14 protein-coding genes and 1 pseudogene are annotated in these 19095 nt (G+C 72.6%); 7 read left to right on the forward strand and 8 right to left on the reverse strand.

The annotated features are described in order from the left end of the window. Positions 1–130 precede the first annotated feature (130 nt). The 4 genes from QQM67_RS16485 to QQM67_RS16500 form a co-directional block, all read right to left on the reverse strand. Positions 131–1057 carry a DMT family transporter gene (locus QQM67_RS16485; RefSeq protein WP_314174637.1) on the reverse strand — a complete coding sequence of 309 codons (927 nt, stop codon included), beginning with the start codon at positions 1055–1057 and terminating at the stop codon, positions 131–133. Then, positions 1054–1566 (reverse strand): YbaK/EbsC family protein, encoded by a 513-nt coding sequence (locus QQM67_RS16490; protein WP_314174638.1) that lies wholly within the window; start codon positions 1564–1566, stop codon positions 1054–1056. Before QQM67_RS16490 ends, QQM67_RS16485 begins: the two co-directional genes overlap by 4 nt. 171 nt (positions 1567–1737) lie before the next feature. Further along, positions 1738–3369 carry a penicillin-binding transpeptidase domain-containing protein gene (locus QQM67_RS16495; RefSeq protein WP_314174639.1) on the reverse strand — a complete coding sequence of 544 codons (1632 nt, stop codon included), beginning with the start codon at positions 3367–3369 and terminating at the stop codon, positions 1738–1740. Between the two features lie 279 nt (positions 3370–3648). Continuing rightward, positions 3649–5499 (reverse strand): dolichyl-phosphate-mannose--protein mannosyltransferase, encoded by a 1851-nt coding sequence (locus tag QQM67_RS16500; protein ID WP_314174640.1) that lies wholly within the window; start codon positions 5497–5499, stop codon positions 3649–3651. Positions 5500–5686: 187 nt separating this feature from the next. Between QQM67_RS16500 and rsmI the strand changes: the two genes are divergently transcribed. The 5 genes from rsmI to QQM67_RS16525 all read left to right on the forward strand — a co-directional run bounded on the left by rsmI (position 5687) and on the right by QQM67_RS16525 (position 11701). Next, positions 5687–6538 (forward strand): 16S rRNA (cytidine(1402)-2'-O)-methyltransferase, encoded by an 852-nt coding sequence (rsmI, locus tag QQM67_RS16505; protein WP_314174641.1) that lies wholly within the window; start codon positions 5687–5689, stop codon positions 6536–6538. A 357-nt stretch (positions 6539–6895) separates the two neighbouring features. Beyond that, on the forward strand, positions 6896–7738 hold the full coding sequence (locus tag QQM67_RS16510) for a TatD family hydrolase (RefSeq protein WP_314174642.1): 843 nt from the start codon (positions 6896–6898) through the stop codon (positions 7736–7738). A 290-nt stretch (positions 7739–8028) separates the two neighbouring features. After that, positions 8029–9717 carry a ubiquitin-like domain-containing protein gene (locus QQM67_RS16515; RefSeq protein WP_314174643.1) on the forward strand — a complete coding sequence of 563 codons (1689 nt, stop codon included), beginning with the start codon at positions 8029–8031 and terminating at the stop codon, positions 9715–9717. 170 nt (positions 9718–9887) lie between these two features. Beyond that, a complete protein-coding gene (gene rsmA, locus QQM67_RS16520) occupies positions 9888–10739 on the forward strand; it encodes a 16S rRNA (adenine(1518)-N(6)/adenine(1519)-N(6))-dimethyltransferase RsmA (protein WP_314175113.1) in 852 nt (283 codons plus the stop codon). Beyond that, the gene (locus QQM67_RS16525; RefSeq protein ID WP_314174644.1) at positions 10736–11701 is read left to right on the forward strand and encodes a 4-(cytidine 5'-diphospho)-2-C-methyl-D-erythritol kinase; all 966 of its coding nucleotides are present in this window, start codon (positions 10736–10738) and stop codon (positions 11699–11701) included. Before rsmA ends, QQM67_RS16525 begins: the two co-directional genes overlap by 4 nt. A 127-nt stretch (positions 11702–11828) precedes the next feature. On the opposite strand, the gene QQM67_RS16530 is transcribed toward QQM67_RS16525, so the two are convergent. The 4 genes from QQM67_RS16530 to QQM67_RS16545 form a co-directional block, all read right to left on the reverse strand. Continuing rightward, the gene (locus QQM67_RS16530) at positions 11829–12809 is read right to left on the reverse strand and encodes an alpha/beta fold hydrolase (protein ID WP_314174645.1); all 981 of its coding nucleotides are present in this window, start codon (positions 12807–12809) and stop codon (positions 11829–11831) included. A gap of 160 nt (positions 12810–12969) precedes the next feature. Further along, positions 12970–13746 (reverse strand): SDR family NAD(P)-dependent oxidoreductase, encoded by a 777-nt coding sequence (locus QQM67_RS16535; RefSeq protein WP_314175114.1) that lies wholly within the window; start codon positions 13744–13746, stop codon positions 12970–12972. A gap of 12 nt (positions 13747–13758) precedes the next feature. Next, positions 13759–14001: a DUF397 domain-containing protein gene (locus QQM67_RS16540; RefSeq protein ID WP_314174646.1), complete on the reverse strand. Its 243-nt coding sequence runs from the start codon at positions 13999–14001 to the stop codon at positions 13759–13761. Next, positions 13998–14837, reverse strand: coding sequence for a helix-turn-helix domain-containing protein (locus QQM67_RS16545; protein ID WP_314174647.1), 840 nt, complete (start codon positions 14835–14837; stop codon positions 13998–14000). The genes QQM67_RS16540 and QQM67_RS16545 overlap by 4 nt, the downstream gene beginning before the upstream one ends. A gap of 271 nt (positions 14838–15108) precedes the next feature. Between QQM67_RS16545 and QQM67_RS16550 the strand changes: the two genes are divergently transcribed. Continuing rightward, on the forward strand, positions 15109–15399 hold the full coding sequence (locus QQM67_RS16550; RefSeq protein WP_314174648.1) for a hypothetical protein: 291 nt from the start codon (positions 15109–15111) through the stop codon (positions 15397–15399). 1918 nt (positions 15400–17317) lie between these two features. Next, positions 17318–19060, forward strand: a pseudogene (locus QQM67_RS16555) (ATP-binding SpoIIE family protein phosphatase); the annotation flags it as partial. Between the last annotated feature and the right edge of the window lie 35 nt (positions 19061–19095).

Genomic DNA, 19095 nt, shown 5'->3' on the forward strand with positions numbered 1-19095 from the left:
CTCCCGGCCCCCGGCCGGAGGGCCCCGCATCAGCCCTCCAGGGTACTGAGGTGAACGGGGGCGCGGACCCGCCCCTTCCCCCCCCCGCTGTCCCCGGGCTCTCCCGGGCTCTCCTGGGCTCTCCCCGCGCTCAACCGCCGTGCAGCATCAGGGCGATGCCGCCGACCATGAGGGCGGACGCGGCCACGCGCGGCGTGCCGAAGCGCTCCTTGAAGAAGAGCGCGCCTATGGCCGCGCCCGCGATGATCGACGATTCGCGGAGCGCCGCGACCGGCGCGAGCGGCGCGCGGGTCTGCGCCCAGAGCACGAGGCCGTACGCCACAAGGGAGAGCGCACCGGCTGTCAGGCCCCGCAGTGCGAGGGGGCGCAGCTGCGCGAGGAGCACGCCCCTCCGGGTGGCGATCGCGTACGCGGGGATGGCGAGGCTCTGGAGCAGCATCAGCCAGGCCACGTAGCCGGCCGCGGAGTGCGAGGCACGCACCCCGGCGCCGTCGACGACGGTGTACGAGGCGATCGCCAGGCCGGTCAGCACGGCGGCGATCAGCGCGGGACGCCGGGACGACCCCCGGGGCTCCCCCGCCGGCCCCGCGGAGGGCTCCCCCGGCTTCCCGGGCTCCGGCCGCCGCCCGCCCGCGGCCGGGCCCCTCCGCCGTATCCCCCACAGCGCGACGCCCAGCAGCCCCGCCGAGGCGACGGCGACACCCGTCAACTGCCAGGCGTCCGGCAGCTCTTGGAGGAAGACCGCGGCGAGCACCGTGACGACGAGCGGCGCCGTGCCCCGCGCGATCGGATACATCTGCCCGAAGTCGCCGAGCCCGAACGACCGCATCAGCAGCAGCTGGTAGACGACGTGCAGCACCACGGAGACCACCAGCGCGGGCCACGCCCCGCGGGCCGGCAGCGGCACGAAGCACGCGAGCGCGAGGCCGCACAGCGCGCCGCCCCCGCCGACGAGGGTGAACGCGAGCAGCTGGTCCTTGATGTGGTGCGCGAGGGCGTTCCACGACGCGTGTGTGACCGCGGCGACCAGCACCGCCGCGACGACCAGGGGCGTCACGGAGCGACGGCGGCGTCGCCGGCGGTCTCCTCGCGTACGTCCACGAGCGAGCCGCGTGCGTGCTCGATCAGCTCGCCGGGGGCGAGGGCGAAGACCGTGTGCGGGGTGCCCGCGGCCGCCCACACCACCTCGTGCGCCAGCAGCCCGCGGTCGGCGAGCACGCGCATCTCGGTGACGTGGCCGAACGGCGGCACGCCGCCGATCGCGTAGCCGGTCGCCTCACGCACGAGGTCCGCGTTCGCTCTCCGTACGGCCTGAGCACCCAACTCGGCGCGTACGAGGGCGACATCGACGCGCGACGCACCGTCCATCAGGACGAGGACGGGCTCGCCGTCGGCGTCGAAGACCAGCGACTTGACGATCTGGCTCAGCTCGCAGCCGATCGCATCGGCGGCCTGCGCCGCGGTGCGGGTGGCATCGGGGAAGACACGGATCTCTGTGCCGTTCAGCAGGCCCAGGGCGGAGAGGGCCTCGGCGAAACGGGGGTGGGGTGCGGGCGCCTTGCTCATGGGGCGGACGCTACCCGCCGGACGGCGCGGCGCGCGACGCCGTTTCCAGCGCATCGCGGGGCCGCCCGTCGCCCGCCTCCCACACAGACGAGCGGTGCCCTCCCGGCCTCACCGGAAGGGCACCGCTCGTGGTGTCGCTGCTCGCGCGACGGGGCGGACGGGCGGGGCGGTTCAGCCCGTGGCCGCGTCGAGCATCTTGCGTACGACCGGGCCGGCGTTCTCGTTGCCGTGCCCGGAGGCCGGAACGACCGCGGCCGCGGCCATGTCGCCGTTGTACGCGGTGAACCACGCGTTCGGCTTCTTCTGCCCGTCGACCTCCGCCGAGCCCGTCTTGGCGCCGACGTCACCTCCGAGCCCGGCCATCGGCTCCGCGGCGGTGCCGCTGTTGGCCGTCAGCTTCATCAGGCCCTTCAGATCGCTGTGGACCTGCGGCTTCATGCTGCGCCCGGCCTTCGCGATCGTACGGTCGTCCAGGTCCGGCGAGACGATCACGGGCTGCTTGAAGGTGCCGCTCTGCACCGTCGCCGCGACGGACGCCATGTTGAGCGGGTTCATCCGCACACCGCCCTGGCCGATCAGCGACGAGGCCATCTGCGCGTCCGACTGGACGGGCACGCTGCCGTCGAACGTGCCGGTGCCCACCTGCCAGTTGGCGCCGATGCCGAAGACGTCGCGGGCCTCCTTGCTCAGGTCGTCGTCCTTGAGCTCCTTGGCCTGGCTGATGAAGGCCGTGTTGCAGGAGCGGGCGAAGCTCTGCGCGAACGTCCCGTTCTTGATCTCGAACTTGTCGTCGTTGTGGAACTTCCAGCCGCCGTACTCCACGTACTTGGGACACGGGTGCGGCTTGTCCGGCGAGGCCAGCCCCTTGTCGAGCAGCATCGCGGAGCTGATCACCTTCATCGTGGAGCCGGGCGCGAGCGAGCCGCGGAAGGCGTTGTTGTAGCCGTCCGCCGGGGAGTTGGCGACGGCGCGCACCTCGCCGGTGCTGGGCTGCACGGCGACGGCCGAGGCCTTCGGCTTCCCCTTGACGGACTGCTCGGCGGCCACCTGCATGTCCTTGTCGAGGGTCGTCTTGAGCGTGCCGGGCTTGCCCTTGGACAGGGTGCGCAGGGTGGTGCCGGTGTCCTGGCCCTTGGCGTCGACGATGCGCGTCTCGACGCCCGGCGTGCCGTCGGTCTTGTCGCCGTAGCGCCTGCGCAGGTCGTCGAGGATGCTGCCGAGCATCGGGTGCTCTTCCTTCGACAGCGTGGCGCCCTTGCGGTCGACGGCCTTGATCGGCGGCGTGCCCGCCTTGCCGGTCTTTATGGCCTGACCCTTCTTCAACTTCGGGTTCAGCACCGACGGCTTCCACTCCACGACCGGGTCGCCCGTCTTCTCGTCCCGCACGACCTCCAGCGAGGAGGGGTAGGACCAGGTGGAGCTCTGCTGCATATAGGAGACCTGCGCGGTCACGCCGAACGGCACCTGCCTGCCCGAAGCGGTGTCGGGCGTCAGCTTGACCTTCGTGACGTGCGCGTCGTCCTGGAAGCCCTTGAGGGCGCGGGCCGCCTCCGCCTTGTCGTCCGTGAGCGCTGCGGCCTTCTTCGCGTCGCCCGAAGACCAGGCCGTCAGGAAGCGCTTGGCGGTCGTGCGGACCTCGGCCGCGCTGGGCGGGCTCTTGTCGACCTTCGCCTCGCCCTTGCCGTCCGCGCTTGCGGCGACGCTCCCGTTGCCGCCTGCCTTGCCGTCACCTCCGACGAGTGCGTAGACGCCGAAGCCGGTCGCACCGACGACGACTGCCGCGGCGCCACCGATAAGCGCCATCTTCTGAGTGTCACGCATCTGAGAATCTGCCCCTCCACCCCGCCTCGGCCATGCGGCCGAGGACCTGTCCGAGGCACCCTAGAGCACGCGTGCAACATCACGTGCCCCCGGTATCCCTGTTAGGGGGCATATGGACGGGATGCTGATTCGAATAATCACCGGATCAGGGGGCGGGAGCGTACAGGAACGTTACGTGGGCCGCCGCGATGTCCAGTTCTGAGTCAACTCACGTTCACCTGGCTTCACTCGGGTGTCACTCGGGGGTCGCGTACGGAACGTTCAGATCCACGTCTCGAACCACATCCGGTTGCGCCACGCGTCCATGGGGATCGTCTGCCCCGTGTAGATCGGCCAGAAGTACACGAAGTTCCATACGACGAGCAGCACCAGGACTCCGGAGGCGACGATCCCGGCGGTTCGTCTGCGCTCCCCCACGCCCGGCGGCCCGGCGAGCGCGCCCAGCATCATGGCCACCGCGAGGCACAGGAACGGCAGGAACACGACCGCGTAGAAGAGGAAGATCGTGCGCTCCTGGTACATGAACCACGGCAGATAGCCCGCGGCGATGCCGCACAGCACGGCACCGGCCCGCCAGTCGCGCCGCAGCACCCAGCGGTAGAGCGCGTAGAGCACCGCGAAGCAGGCCGCCCACCACAGCAACGGCGTGCCCAGCGCGAGCACTTCGCGGGCGCAGCCCTCCGCCCGTGAGGTGCAGCCGTCGTGGCCCGCCTTCGGCGACTCGTAGAAGTACGAGACGGGACGGCCGAGGATCAGCCAGCTCCATGGATTGGACTCGTAGGTGTGACCGGAGGTCAGGCCGACATGGAAGTCGTAGACCTCCGACTCGTAGTGCCACAGGCTGCGCAGCGGCCCGGGCAGCCAGCCCCACGGGCCGCCGGCGCCGTCCTTCTCCGCCCAGTCCCGGAAGTAGCCACCCGAGGTGGCGAACCAGCCCGTCCAGGACGCGATGTAGGTGCCGAACGCCACGACGACCGTCGAGGCGAACGCCGGGAGGGCGTCGCGCCGGAGCATCGCCGCGAAGGGCCGCGGCGCCCCGGCGGTGCGGCGGGCGCCCATGTCCCACAGGACGGTGAGCAGGCCGAAGGCCGCGAGGATGTACAGGCCGTTCCACTTCGTCGCGAAGCCGATGCCCAGGCAGAGCCCGGCGGCCAGCCGCCACGGGCGCAGGCCGAGGCGCAGGCGCGCTCCGGTCTCCGGGTCGGGACGTACGTCCGCGCCGCCGGACGGTGCGCCGGACAGAGCACCGGTGGGCGGGGCTCCGGACGACGGGGCTCCGGACGCCGAGGTGAGAGGGGACGGGGCGAGAGGGGACGGAATGGCGGCGCCCCCCGGAGGCAGATCCGCCGACGCCTCCGTGGGCAGCGCGTCCGCGAGCTTCGCCCGTGTTCTGTCCCGGTCCAGCAGCAGACAGCCGAACGCGGCCAGCACCCAGAACATCAGCACCAGGTCGAGCAGCGCCGTACGGCTCATCACGAAGTGCAGCCCGTCCACGGCCATCAGCGCACCGGCGAGGCATCCGAGCGCGGTGGAGCGGAACAGGCGCCGTCCGATGCGGCACAGCATCAGCACCGACAAGGTGCCGAGCAGCGCCGTCATGAAGCGCCAGCCGAAGGGGTCCAGGCCGAAGACCGACTCCCCGATGCCGATGATCCACTTCCCGGCGGGCGGGTGGACGACGTAGGCGCCGTCCGGGGAGAGGGGGATCTTCGGGTGCGGGGCGAGGATCTGGTCGTTGGCCTTGTCGGGCCAGCTGCCCTCGTAGCCGTACCGGAAGAGGGACCAGGCGTCCTTCGCGTAGTACGTCTCGTCGAATATCACGGCGTGCGGCGAGCCCAGCTGCCAGAAGCGGAGCGCTCCGGCCACGAGCGCCACCAGGAGCGGGGCGCCCCACGCCGACCAGCGCGCCAGCCGGACGGCGGCGAGAGGCGAGAGGCCGAAGACGGCGCCGACGCGCAGGTCCGGCTTCGGGAAGGGCGCCAGCAGCCGCTCGCGGGTGCCGACCCGGGGGCGCGCGGAGTAGCCGAAGCGGCGCAGGCGGGCCTGCCACGTGGGCGCGGGGTCCTGGGTCTGCGTGGGAGGGCTCTCCGCCGCGGTGTCGCTGGTCGTCACCGGGCCATGGTAAGGAACCGTCCCGCGCGCGAGTGCCGCCACGCGAACTCCGCGCAATTGTGCGGAGTTCGCGCCGCTCGGGGGCCCGGCGTGATGCGGCCGTGCGCGCCGGGCGCGGGCGGGGCGGCCGGGGACGGAGGTGAGGCGGGCGTCACCGCGGTCGTCACGCCCCTGCGAGGATGGGCCCGTGACAGGGACGCTCGTACTGGCCGGAACGCCCATCGGCGACGTCGCGGACGCGCCGCCGCGCCTCGCACGCGAACTCGCCGGGGCCGACATCGTCGCCGCCGAGGACACCCGGCGGCTGCGGCGTCTCGCGCAGGCGCTGGACGTACGTCCGCAGGGCCGGGTCGTCTCCTACTTCGAGGGCAACGAGGCGGCGCGCACAGCGGAGTTGGCCGACGCGCTGGAGGCGGGTTCGCGGGTGCTGCTCGTGACGGACGCGGGCATGCCGTCCGTCTCCGACCCGGGCTACCGGCTCGTGTCCGCGGCCGTGGAACGGGGCGTCGGCGTCACGGCGGTGCCGGGCCCGTCCGCCGTGCTGACGGCGCTCGCGCTGTCGGGGCTGCCCGTCGACCGGTTCTGCTTCGAGGGCTTCCTGCCGCGCAAGGGCGGCGAGCGGGGCGCGCGGCTGCGCGAGGCGGCGGACGAGCGGCGCACGCTGGTGTACTTCGAGTCCCCGCGCCGCCTGGCGGAGACGCTGCACGCGATGGCGGAGACCTTCGGCGGCGACCGCCCGGCCGCGGTGTGCCGCGAGCTGACCAAGACGTACGAGGAGGTCAGGCGCGGACCGCTGGACGAGCTGGCGGACTGGGCCGCCGAGGGCGTACGGGGCGAGATCACGGTCGTCGTCGGCGGCGCCACGGAGCGCGGCGGCGAGGAGCTGGACGCGGCGGAGCTGGCCCGCAGGGTCGCGGTGCGCGAGGAGGCGGGAGAACGCCGCAAGGAGGCGATCGCGGCGGTGGCGCAACAGGTGAGCGTCCCGAAGCGCAAGGTCTTCGACGCGGTGGTGGCCTCCAAGACAACGGCTCGCGGGTAGCCCCCGCGGGGCCGCCTCGGCTCGCCCCGCGAGCCTCGCACCCCTCGGGGCACGGCCCCGAGAAGGCCCGCCCGCATTCGTCCACGCCGCCGGGCCCACCTCGTTCCGCCGCAACGGCGGCGAACCACGACGGCGAGGGTCCGGCGGTGTGGCGACCGCCGTGTGATCCGGCACGGCGCCCGCCGCAGCGCCTCGGACCGCCCCGGCCCACCGGAACGCGCGAGCCGTGAGGCGTCGTGCCGGAACGCGCGGGGCGTCGGCTCCTGGGCCGGGGGCGCAGGGGTGCGGAGCCGCGGGCCCCGGCAACCCCCGCCCCCGCGACGCCCCCCGTCTCCGCGCCCGCCTAGGATCGGGCGTATGCCGACGTCCAAGGACGGGTCGCGGAAGGTGCAGGAGGCGGCGCCGTTGCCCGAGGCGTTGCGGGTGGGCGTTGCCGATTCGCATACGCACCTCGACATGCAGGAGGCCTCCGTGCAGGAGGCGCTGAGCGCCGCGGCCTCGGTCGGGGTGAGCACGCTCGTGCAGGTCGGGTGCGATCTGGAGCGGTCCCGGTGGGCCGCCGAGACCGCCGCCGCGCACTCCGCGGTGCACGCCACCGTCGCCCTGCATCCCAACGAGGCGCCCCGCGCCGACGCACGCGGTGAACTGGACTCGTCCCTCGCGGAGATCGAGAAGCTCGCCGCGCTGCCGCAGGTGCTCGGCGTCGGGGAGACGGGGCTGGACTACTTCCGTACCGGTGAGGACGGGATCAGCGCGCAGCAGTACTCGTTCCGCGCGCACATCGCGATCGCCAAGCGGCAGCAGCGGGCGCTCGTCATCCACGACCGCGACGCGCACGCCGACGTGCTGCGCATCCTCGACGAGGAGGGCGCGCCGGAGCGCACCGTCTTCCACTGCTTCTCCGGGGACGCGGAGATGGCCCGGCACTGCGCGTCCCGGGGCTGGTTCATGTCCTTCGCGGGGAACGTGACGTTCAAGAACGCGCAGCCGTTGCGCGACGCGCTCGCCGTCGTGCCTCCCGAGCTGGTCCTCGTCGAGACCGACGCGCCCTTCCTGACGCCGGCGCCGTACCGCGGAAGGCCCAACGCCCCGTACCTCGTTCCGGTCACCCTGCGGGCGATGGCCGAGACGAAGGGGATGTCCGAGGACTCTCTGGCAGGGCACGTGGCCGCCAACACCGCGCGCGCCTTCGGCTACTGAGCCGCTACAGAGCGGCTATCGAGCGGTCACTGAGCGGCTGTCGAGCCACGACTGAACGCCCCTCGCCCCCTCGCCGGGGCCTCGGCGTCCACCCGATGACCACTCTTCGCAGTCAACCGACTTTGGAGAGTGACCGGTTCACCGGTTACAGTCCGCGCGACATCCCCGCGACATCCCGCCGGACCTTGGAGCGCGTGTTGAGCCAGACTCAGGGAAGTCATCGCGCGGTGCGAGGTGGGGGCCGAGCCGGCCGCGGACCGCGAGGGGGGCAGCCGGAGCCCGCGCCGCGCGTGCCGGAGCAGAGGTACGACGATCAGCGGACGCTCGTCGTCCCGGTCCGCCCGGGTCTCCCCTCCGCGTACGGACCGCCGACCCTGTACGCTTCCGCGCCGCCCGCCTCCGCCGCGTCTCCCTACGGTCAGCGCCGGGCGCACGCCCAGGCGTACGCCCAGCCGCACGCGCAGCCACAAGCCCAGCCGCGGCCCGCGTATCCGGCGCGCCCGCAGGGCCTGCCCTACACGGCCGGCCGCCCGGCTCACCACCCGCAGCCCCGCCCGAAGCAGGGCAGGCACGCCGCGCCCGCACCGGCGCCGCCCCGGGCACCGGCACCCGCACCGGCGCCGCCCCCTCCCCCGGCGTTCCGGCCCGTACCGCCGCCGCGCCACGCGCGGAACCCGTACGACACCTACCGCCCCTCGTACGAGACCTACGAGGGCTACAGGACCTTCGAGCCCTACGAGCCCTATGAGCGGGCGGAACAGCCGGAGCGGTCCGAACCCGGAGACCACGCGGACCACCCGGACCAGGCGGACCAGTCGGACGAGCCCCGGCAGCCCGGTCGCGCCGCCGCCCGGCGCGCCGCCCGCGCGCGCAAGGCCGCCCAACGCCCGGAAGCGCTGCGCCGGTTGGTGCCGCAGGCGCTCGTCGTGGCGTTCCTGGCGGGCGGCACCTCGGCCTTCGTCGCCCACGACAAGGAGGTCGAGCTGAGCGTCGACGGCTCGCCCCGCACGCTGCACACCTTCGCCGACGACGTCGGCGAACTCCTCGACGAGGAAGGCGTGGAGCTCGGCTCGCACGACAGCGTCGGCCCGTCGCCCCGCCAGCGCATCGCCGACGGCGACGAGATCACCTTCAGCCACGGCCGTCCGCTCGACCTCACCCTCGACGGCACCCGCCGCCGCGTGTGGACGACCGCGCGCACGGTGCACGACGCCCTGCGGCGCATGGGCGTACACACGCAGGGCGCGGCCCTCTCGCTCGCCCCCAGCGCGGACATCCCGGCGACCGGCCTCAGGCTGGAGGTGCGCACCGAGCGCACCGTGACCTTCCTCGCGGACGGGCACGAGAAGACGGTCCGTACGAACGCCGCGACCGTGGCCGACGCCCTCGCGGAGACCGGCGTCGAACTCGACGGCCTGGACACCACGTCCGCGCCGATGGACAGCTTCCCGCGCGACGGGCAGACCATCACGGTGATGAGGATCACCGGCAGGGAGAAGGTGAAGGAGGAGCGGATCGCCTTCAAGACCGTGCGGCACGCGGACCCCCAACTGCCGCAGGGCACCGAGGTGGTGGCGCGCGAGGGCAGGCCGGGCCTGCGACGTGTGACGTACAGGCTGCGTACGGTCAACGGGGTGCGGGAGAAGCCGCGGCGCATCGCCGTGGAGGTGCTGCGCAAGCCGCACAAGCAGATCATCCGCGTGGGCACCCGGCCGCTGCCGCAGTCCGTTCCGGGCGCCGACCATCTCGACTGGGCGGCGCTGGCGCAGTGCGAGTCCGGCGGCCGTCCCCGTGCTGTCGACGCCTCCGGGTACCACGGCGGGCTCTACCAGTTCGACACCCCCACCTGGCAGGCCCTGGGCGGCAGCGGCCGACCGCAGGACGCTCCGGCTCAGGAGCAGACGTACCGCGCGAAGAAGCTGTACGTCTCGGAGGGCGCGAGTCCGTGGCCGTACTGCGGCCGTAAACTGGCCGAGTGACCGCAGCCCACGACCCTGATCAGGACTCCGGTCAGCGGCCTGGTCGGGAACCTGGTCAGGAACCCGCGCAGGAGCCCGATCGAGAGCCCGGCCGCGAGCTCGCCGCCGAGCCCCGGCGGGCCCCCGAAAGCGACCACGACGCCGGGCACGAGCAGGCCCCCGGCGCGCTCATGGGCGCCGCCGATATCCGCGAGCTCGCCGATGCGCTGGGCGTGCGGCCGACGAAGCAGCGCGGTCAGAACTTCGTCATCGACGCGAACACGGTGCGCAGGATCGTGCGTACCGCGGACGTCGGCGCCCACGACGTCGTGCTGGAGATCGGGCCGGGCCTGGGCTCGCTGACGCTCGCGCTCCTCCAGACCGCGGACCGCGTCGTCGCCGTCGAGGTCGACGACGCCCTGGCAGCCGGCCTTCCGGCCACCGTCGGGGCCCGACTGCCGCACCGCGCCGGGCACTTCGCGCTCGTGCACGACGACGCGATGCACGTGACGCGGCTGCCGGGGCCGCCGCCGACCGCGCTGGTCGCCAACCTCCCCTACAACGTGGCCGTTCCGGTGCTGCTGCACATGCTGGCGTCGTTCCCGACGCTGCGGCGCGCCCTGGTCATGGTGCAGGCGGAGGTCGCCGACAGGCTTGCCGCGGGGCCCGGTTCGAGGGTCTACGGCGTGCCGTCGGTCAAGGCGTCCTGGTACTGCGAGGTGAAGCGCGCGGGCTCGATCGGCCGGAGCGTCTTCTGGCCCGCGCCGAACGTCGACTCGGGCCTGGTCTCGCTCGTCCGGCGCGATCCGCCGCGCACCCGCGCCACGCGTGACGAGGTCTTCGCCGTCGTGGACGCCGCGTTCGCGCAGCGCCGCAAGACGCTGCGCTCGGCGCTCGCCCGGTGGGCCGGTTCGGCGTCGGCGGCCGAGGAGGCGCTGACCGGCGCGGGTGTCTCGCCGCGTGCGCGCGGGGAGCAGCTGACGGTCGCGGAGTTCGCCGCGATCGCGGAACAGCGTACGAAGCACAAGGAGAACGCCGCGTGACAGCGAATGCGTCCGGGACCGGGACTGGGACCGGGACGGACACCGGCCGGGTGACGGTACGGGTCCCGGCGAAGGTCAACGTCCAGCTGGCGGTGGGCGGTCTGCGCCCGGACGGCTTCCACGGCCTGGCGAACGTGTTCCTCGCCGTCGGCCTGTACGACGAGGTCACCGCGAGCCCCGGCGAGGACGGCGTGCGGCTGACCGTCGCGGGCCGCGACGCGGCCCAAGTCCCGCTGGACGAGAGCAATCTGGCCGTGCGTGCCGCACGGCTGCTCGCCGAGCGGCACGGGCGCGAGCCGCACGTGCGGCTGCACATCGAGAAGGACATCCCCGTCGCGGGGGGCATGGCGGGCGGCAGCGCGGACGCGGCGGGCGCGCTGCTGGCGTGTGACGCCCTGTGGGGCACGCGGACGGAGCCGGACGAACTGCGTTCCCTGGGCGCCGAGTTGGGGTCCGATGTGCCGTTCGCCCTCGTGGGCGGCGCGGCGCTCGGCCAGGGGCGCGGCGAGCTGCTGACGCCCCTGGAGACCGGCGGGACGTTCCACTGGGTCTTCGCCCTGGCGGACGGCGGGCTGTCCACGCCGGCCGTCTACCGCGAGTGCGACCGGCTGCGCGAGAGCGGCGGTACGGGCGCGACCGCCGACTCCGTGCCGGAGCCCCGGCCTTCGCGTGCGCTGCTCGACGCGCTGCGCACGGGCGACGCGGAGGCGCTGGCGGCCTCGGTCTCCAACGACCTTCAGGCGGCGGCCGTTTCGCTGCGCCCGTCGCTGACCGACACCCTCAAGAACGGCTCGGCGGCGGGCGCGCTGGCCGCGCTGGTCTCCGGCTCGGGCCCGACGTGCGCGTTCCTCACCCGGGACGCGGAGTCGGCGGAACAGGTCGCATCGGCACTGAGGGCCTCGGGGCACTGCCGCACCGCGCGCACGACGACCTCACCGGCTCCGGGCGCGACCCTCCGCTGACGGCGCCCCGAGAGAGCCACGGACCCGGCCCGGAAACCCAGCCCGGACCCAGCCCGGAAACCGAGCCCGGACCGAGCCCGGCCGAACCGACCCGACCGGGCCCGACCCGGGCACAGCCAGCGAGACCTCAACTCGGCAGTTCGGAGAGCCAGTCGGCCAGGAGCCGGTTGATCTCGTCGGGGCGCTCCTGCTGGATCCAGTGGCCGGTGTCGTCGAGGATCTGCGAGGAGATCAGGCCGGGCAGCGTCGTCGGAAAGGCCTCGATCGCCTCGTCCATCCACGTGGTGGAGGCGTCCCGTCCGCCGCCGGCGAAGAAGGACGGCTGGGTGATGGGGGCGCCGTCGAAGTCGGCGAGCTCCTCCCAGTCCCGGTCCATGTTCCGGTAGCGGTTGAGCGCCCCGCTCACGCCGGTCCGCTCGAACTCCCCGCTGTAGACGTCCAGATCGCTCTCGCTGAGCCAGCCGGGCAGCCGGTCGGTGGGGAAGCGGTCGCGCATTTTCCCGCCCGGGCTGATGAAGTGCGGGGCCGGTCCGCCGGGCGGAGCCATGGTGTCGGCGGACAGGGCGGCGTAGACGCCCGCGAGCCAGCCGCGCACGTCGGGCTCGATCTCCGCCTCGGCCCGGCCGGGTTCCTGGAAGTAGGAGATGTAGAACTCGTCGTCCCCGCCCAGCCGGGAGAAGATCTCGCTGGGCCGGGGCCCGCCGCGCGGGGCGTAGGGAACGCTCAGCATCCCGACCGCGCGGAAGACGTCCGGCCTGACCAGGGCGGAGTTGGCGGCGATGACCGACCCCCAGTCGTGGCCGACGATGACCGCGGACTCCTCGCCCAGGGCGTGCACCACGGCGGCGGCGTCCTCCACCAGCTCCAGCATCCGGTACGCCTCGATACTGCCGGGCTTGGACGAGCGGCCGTAGCCACGTACGTCGACCGCGACCGCGCGGTATCCGGCCGCCGCCAGGGCCGGCAGCTGGCGGTGCCACGAGTACCAGGACTCCGGGAAGCCGTGCACGAGCAGCACCAGCGGCCCCGTGCCCTGTTCGGCCAGGTGGATTCGGCCCGCGGGCGAGGGGACCAGCCGGTGCGTGACGTCCGTGGCCTGCTGCGACATGAGCGCTCCAAGGTTCTCGGTCCGCCCCCGGAGGGCGGCCCCGGGCGGTGATCCGCGCTCGATCCTGCGGGAACGGCGCGGACACCGCGAGTTTCGTTGCCGGTTCGGCAAACCCGGCACCGGGGCGGCCGGTTCGTCCGGCGTCCCGCGTGCCGCCGCCTCAGCGCAGCTGCCGCGCGAAGGCCGTGTTGACGGACGTGATGCCGCCGTCGACCGGCAGCGTCACGCCCGTGATCCACTCCGCGTCGGCGGAGGCGAGGAACGCGACCGCCGCCGCGATGTCCTCGGGGCGGCCCACCCTGCCGAGCGGATAGACCTCGGCCAGCCGTTCCAGGGCCTCGTCCCTGCCCGCCCACGCGGCCGTACGTACGGTGCCCGGCGCGACCAGGTTGACCCGCACGCCGCGCGGTCCGCCGTCTCCCGCGAGGGTGCGGGTGAGGCTCGCGAGACCGGCCTTGGCGGCGCTGTACGCGTGGTTGCCGAAGTCCTGAATCCCGTTGACGGAGCCGACGTTGACGATCGCGCCACGTCCGCCCGCGGCGGCGAGGTGCGGCATCGCGGCCCGCGCGCAGCGGAACGCGCCGGTGAGCGTGGTGTCCAGGTCCGCCTGCCAGACCTCGTCCGGCTCGTCCTCCAGCAACTCCGCGTCCGCGTGGCAGGAGTAGGCGTTGTTGACCAGCACGTCCAGGCGGCCGAAGCGCTCCACGGCCTGCGACACGGCGGACTCGACCGATTCGCGGTCCCCGACGTCGCAGGCCGTGCTCTCGGCCTCTCCTCCGTGCTCCCGGATCTCTTCGGCGGTACGGGCTGCCCGCGCGCCGTCCAGATCGGAGACCAGCACGCGTGCGCCCTCGTCGGCCAGCCGCCGGGAGACGGCCGCGCCGATGCCCTGCCCGGCGGCGGTCACCAGCGCCGCACAGCCCTCGAACCGCCGCATGGACACGGGGAGTTACGCCTGTGCGGCGTGGGCGACGAAGGCGGTCCAGGCGCTCGGGGAGAGCGCGAGCTGGGGGCCTTCCTTGTCCTTGGAGTCCCGCACGTGGACGGTGCCGGGGCAGGCCGCGACCTCGACACAGTCGTCGCCCTGGGTGCCGCTGTAGCTCGACTTGGTCCAGGAGAGGGCCACTTCCAGGCAGTTGTCGCCGGATGTGCCGCTGTAGCTCGACTTGAACCAGGCCAGTTCGGGGGTCATAGCGCTCCTCGCATCTGATGCAGCAGGCTCATCGATTCGACGTGGGACAGAGCCTGTGAGCGCATCTTGGCATACCGCATCTGGAGCACGCTGACCTCTTTCGGCTCGGAGATCAGCCGGCCGTTCTCCTGGCCCTCGCTGTAGGCCTGCCAGCGGTGGTACGGCGTTTCGAGCAGCGCGACGGGGCCGTCAAGGCACGCGTGCTCCTCCCGGTCGGCCGGGACGATCTGGATCTCCACATTGCGCAACTCCCCGCAGCGCAGCAGATGTTCGAGCTGCTCACGCGTGACGTCGACGCCGCCGAGGCGGCGCAGGAAGACGGACTCCTCGACGATGAAGCTGAAGGACGTGCAGGGGCGCTCGATCAGCAGCCGCTGCCGTTCCATTCGCGCGGTGACCTGGGACTCCAGCTGCGTGTCCGTCAGCGGCGGCAGCCGGTTGTCGAAGACCGTGCGGACATACCTCTCGGCCTGGAGCAGCCCCGGCACCAGACGGCACTCGTACGTACACAGGTTGATGGCGTCCTTCTCCAGCCGCGCCCACTCGCGGAACCAGTTCGCCAACCCCGGCTGCCGTCCGACGTGTTGGGCCGCCGCCCGCAGCACTCCGAAGGCGTCCAGCGCGAGTTCGGCCCTCTCGACGAACTCCGGCGGCGGCAGGCGGCGTCCCTGCTCGATCGAGGAGACCATCGGAAGCGAGTACTGCACCAGTTCGGCCAGCGCGTCCTGCGTCATCCCGGCCCGTTCGCGGAAGACCTTCACGATCGCGCCGAAGGACTTGAGGCTGTCCGACGTGTCCGGCTCGCCGCCCCAGGACCTGCCCGCACTCTGCCTCATCTCCGGCCCCCTCCGGTCCCGTTGGCCCTGACCTGTCGCAACTCCCCGATGCTCACAGAGAGTTAACGAGGGTGTCCACCGGGTCGCACTCGTACGCTCCCACCGCGTACCAGCTCGCGTACCGCCGATTCCGACCGTTCCGGGGTGCCGGTTCCGGGAGGTGCCGCCCCCGGTGGCGTTGACCCATCCGGGGGGCGGCGGGGCCTGCTGCGAACGAGGTCGCGCAGTGCGGCCCTGACCGTGCCGTGCTGGACTGGGCGCAGTGCCGGCCATGGCGGACTCGATCGGCGCCCTGGTACGGCAGCGGACGTACCAGGGCGGTCGCAGCGCGGACCTTGAGGATGCGGAGGGAGCCGTGGCGAAGCCACGAGACGACAAACAGCTCGCCGGGCGCCTGACGGCCGTAGCCGCCTTGGGGATCGTGCTGATCGTTCCGCCGATGCTGGCGCAGTTCGACCACCCGGACCGGATCTTCGGCGTCCCGGTCCTCTGGTTCTACCTCTATCTCGTCTGGGCGGTCCTGATCGGTCTGGTCGCCTTCATCGGCGGCAGACCGAGGTAATGCCGTGCTGCTACAGACCTGGGTGATCGTCGCCGTCTCGGTGGCGTACCTCGGTCTGCTCTTCGCCGTGGCCTTCTATGCCGACCGGCGGGCGGACACCGGCCGCAGCCTGATCAACAACGCCACGGTCTACGCGCTGTCCCTCGCGGTGTACGAGACCGCGTGGGGCTTCTACGGGAACGTGGGCACCGCCGCCAAGGACGGCGTCGGCTTCCTCTCGGTCTATCTGGGGCCGATGGTGATGTTCGCGCTGGGCTGGCTGGTGCTGCGCAGAATCATCCGGATCAGCAGACGGCACCGGATCACCTCGCTGGCCGACTTCGTCTCCGCCCGCTACGGCAAGAGCGCCGCGCTGGGCGGTCTGGTCACGATCGTCGCGGTGGTCGGGATCGTTCCCTACATCTCGCTACAGCTCAAAGCGATCTCCAACACCTTCGAGATCCTGCGGCGGCACCCCGACATCACCTCCACCTCGGACCTGGGCCACGTCCCGCTGTACGAGGACACCGGGTTCTACGTGGCGCTGGCGCTGGCCGCGTTCACGATCCTCTTCGGCACCCGGCACCTGGACGCCACCGAGCGCCACGAGGGCATCGTCGCCGCCATCGCCTTCGAGTCCGTGGTCAAGCTCGTCATGTTCGTCTCGGTCGGGGTCTTCGTGACCTTCTGGGTGTTCTCGGGGTTCGGCGACCTGTTCTCCCAGACCTCGGACGGCCTCTCCAAGCTGTTCACGCTGCGGCCGGAGACCGGCTACGGCGAGTGGGTCTGGCTCAATCTGCTGGCCATGCTCGCGATCGTGCTGCTGCCCCGGCAGTGGCAGATGATCGTCGTCGAGAACGTCAACGAGAAGCACCTCAAGCGTGCGATGTGGGTGTTCCCGCTGTATCTGCTCGCGATCACCTTCTTCGTGCTGCCGATCGCGGCCGGGGGGCTTCTGCGGCTGGGGAACTCAGCCGACGCCGACACGTACGTCCTGACGCTTCCGATGTCCGAGGGCCCGCAGGCGCTCGCGCTGCTGGTCTTCATCGGCGGCGTCAGCGCGGGCACCAGCATGATCATCGTCGAGACGGTCGCGCTCAGCACCATGGTGTCCAACTCGCTCGTGATGCCGCTGCTGCTGCGCGGCAAGCGCCGGATGGCCCACCGGGAGGACCTCTCCGGCATGGTGCTGGGCATCCGCCGGGTGACCATCGTGCTGGTCCTGCTGCTCGGGTACGCGTACTTCCGGCTCGCCGGGGAGGGGCCGGCGCTGGGGGCGATCGGCACGGTGTCCTTCGCGGCGGTGGCGCAGTTCGCGCCCGCGATCCTGGGCGGGCTGTTCTGGAAGGGCGGCACCCGCCAGGGCGCGCTGACCGGCCTCGCGCTCGGGTTCGCCGTGTGGGCGTACACCCTGCTGCTGCCGAGCTTCGCCGAGTCCGGACTGCTGCCCAAGTCGTTCCTGAACGACGGTCCTCTGGGCATCCACGCGCTGCGGCCGCAGCAGCTGTTCGGCCTGTCCGGGCTGGACCCGGTCAGCCATGCGATGTTCTGGAGCGCGCTGCTGAACATCGGCGCGTATGTCGTGGTCTCCCTCGCCGGTGAGCCGGACGCCTCCGAGCGGGCGCAGGCGGTGCAGTTCGTCGACGTCCTCGAAGGGCCCCCCAGGGAGCGGCGCTGGCGGACCCGCGCCACGGTCGGCGAGCTCCAGAGGCTGCTCCAGCGCTTCCTCGGACGGGACGGCGCCCAGCGGGCGATGCGCTCCTATCACGGGACGGACGCCGACTCGCCCACTGCCGAGGCGGCCCCGGAGCTGGTCCATCACGCGGAGTCCCAGCTCGCGGGTTCGGTCGGCGCGGCCTCCGCGCGGCTCGCGGTCGACGCGGTGGCCGGAGAGGAGCAGGTCCGCTCCGACGAGATCATGGAGATGATCGGCGAGGCGTCGCAGCGGGTCGAGCTGGTCCGTCGGCGGCTGGAGTTGCTCTACGACGCGACCGGCGGCATCGGCACCACCCTGGACGTGACCCGTACGGCCGAAGAGCTGGCACAGGTCGCCGTGCCCCGTCTGGCCGACTTCGTCACCGTCGATCTGGCCGAGCCCGTGCTGCGCGGCGACGAGCCCGGCGTGAACGGCACCAGCAGCCGCACCAGCGAAGGCGGAGTGCGGTTGCGGCGCACGGCCTTCAGCGGCATCAGCGAAGAGCCGCCCCTCTTCCCCGTCGGCGACCTGATCACCTTCGTGCCGTCCTCGCCGCAGGCCCGCACCTTCGAGTCCGGGCAGGCGGTCCTGGAACCCCGTCTGGACGAGTCCCCCGGGTGGCAGGCGATCGACCGCACACGGGCCTCCCGGGTCATCGACTACGGCATCCACTCGCTCATCTCGGCGCCGCTGCCCGCCCGTGGCGTGATGCTCGGCGTCGTGAACTTCTGGCGCTCCGAAAAGCCAGAGCCCTTCGAGGACGACGACCTCTCCCTCGCGGCCGAACTGGCCGCCCGCGCCGCCGTGTCCATCGACAACGCCCGCCGCTACACCCGCGAGCACGGCATGGCGGTGACGCTCCAGCGGAGCCTGCTGCCGCGTGCCCTGCCGGAACAGAACGCCGTCCAGGTCGCCTCCCGCTATCTGCCCGCCCAAGAGGGCGTCGGCGGCGACTGGTTCGACGTCATCCCGCTGCCGGGCGCGCGCGTCGCGCTGGTCATGGGCGACGTCGTCGGGCACGGGCTGCACGCCGCCGCGACCATGGGGCGGCTGCGCACCGCCGTGCACAACTTCTCCTCCCTCGACCTGCCGCCCGACGAACTCCTCGGCCACCTCGACGAGTTGGTCACCCTCATCGACCAGGACGCGGTCGCGGCGGGCGACCAGACCACGATCACCGGCGCCACCTGCCTGTACGCGGTCTACGACTCCGTCACCCGGATCTGCGCCATCGCCAGGGCGGGCCACCCCACGCCGGCGCTCGCACACCCCGACGGCACCGTGGAGTTCCTCGACGTGCCGGCCGGCCTTCCCCTGGGCATCGGCGGACTGCCCTTCGAGACCGCCGAGTTGCCGCTGCCGGAGGGCGGCAGGATCGTGCTGTACACCGACGGGCTCGTGGAGCGCCGCGACCAGGACATCGACACCGGGCTCCGGCTGCTCCGCGAGACCCTCGCCCACCCCGAGCAGACCCCCGAGGAGACCTGCGACGCCGTGCTCGACGCGCTTCTGCCCGTCGTCCAGAGCGACGACATCGCGCTGCTCGTCGCCCGTACGCAGGTGCTGGGAGCGGACCAAGTCGCCGAGTGGGACGTGGAGTCGGACCCCTCCGCCGTCGCCAGGGTGCGCGCCGCCGTCTCAGAGCGCCTCACCGAATGGGGGCTGGACGACCTCGTCGACACCACCGAGCTGATCCTCAGCGAACTGATCACCAACGCGATGCGCCACGGCGCCGGGCCCATCAACGTGCGGCTGCTGCGCGACCGCACGCTCATCTGCGAGGTCGCCGACCACAGCAGCACCTCGCCGCATCTGCGGTACGCGGCCACCATGGACGAGGGCGGGCGCGGGCTCTTCCTCGTCGCCCAGGTCGCGGAGCGCTGGGGCACCCGCTACACCAAGGACGGCAAGGTCATCTGGGCCGAGCAGACGCGGCAGGAGACGCCCGGTTCTCCGGAGACGTCCGCGTGGCTTCCCGACCTCTGACCGGGCGGGCCCGGGCCGCTCGGGCTCGGGTCCTT

This window comes from Streptomyces winkii, assembly GCF_032248595.1.
Lineage (GTDB): Bacteria > Actinomycetota > Actinomycetes > Streptomycetales > Streptomycetaceae > Streptomyces > Streptomyces winkii.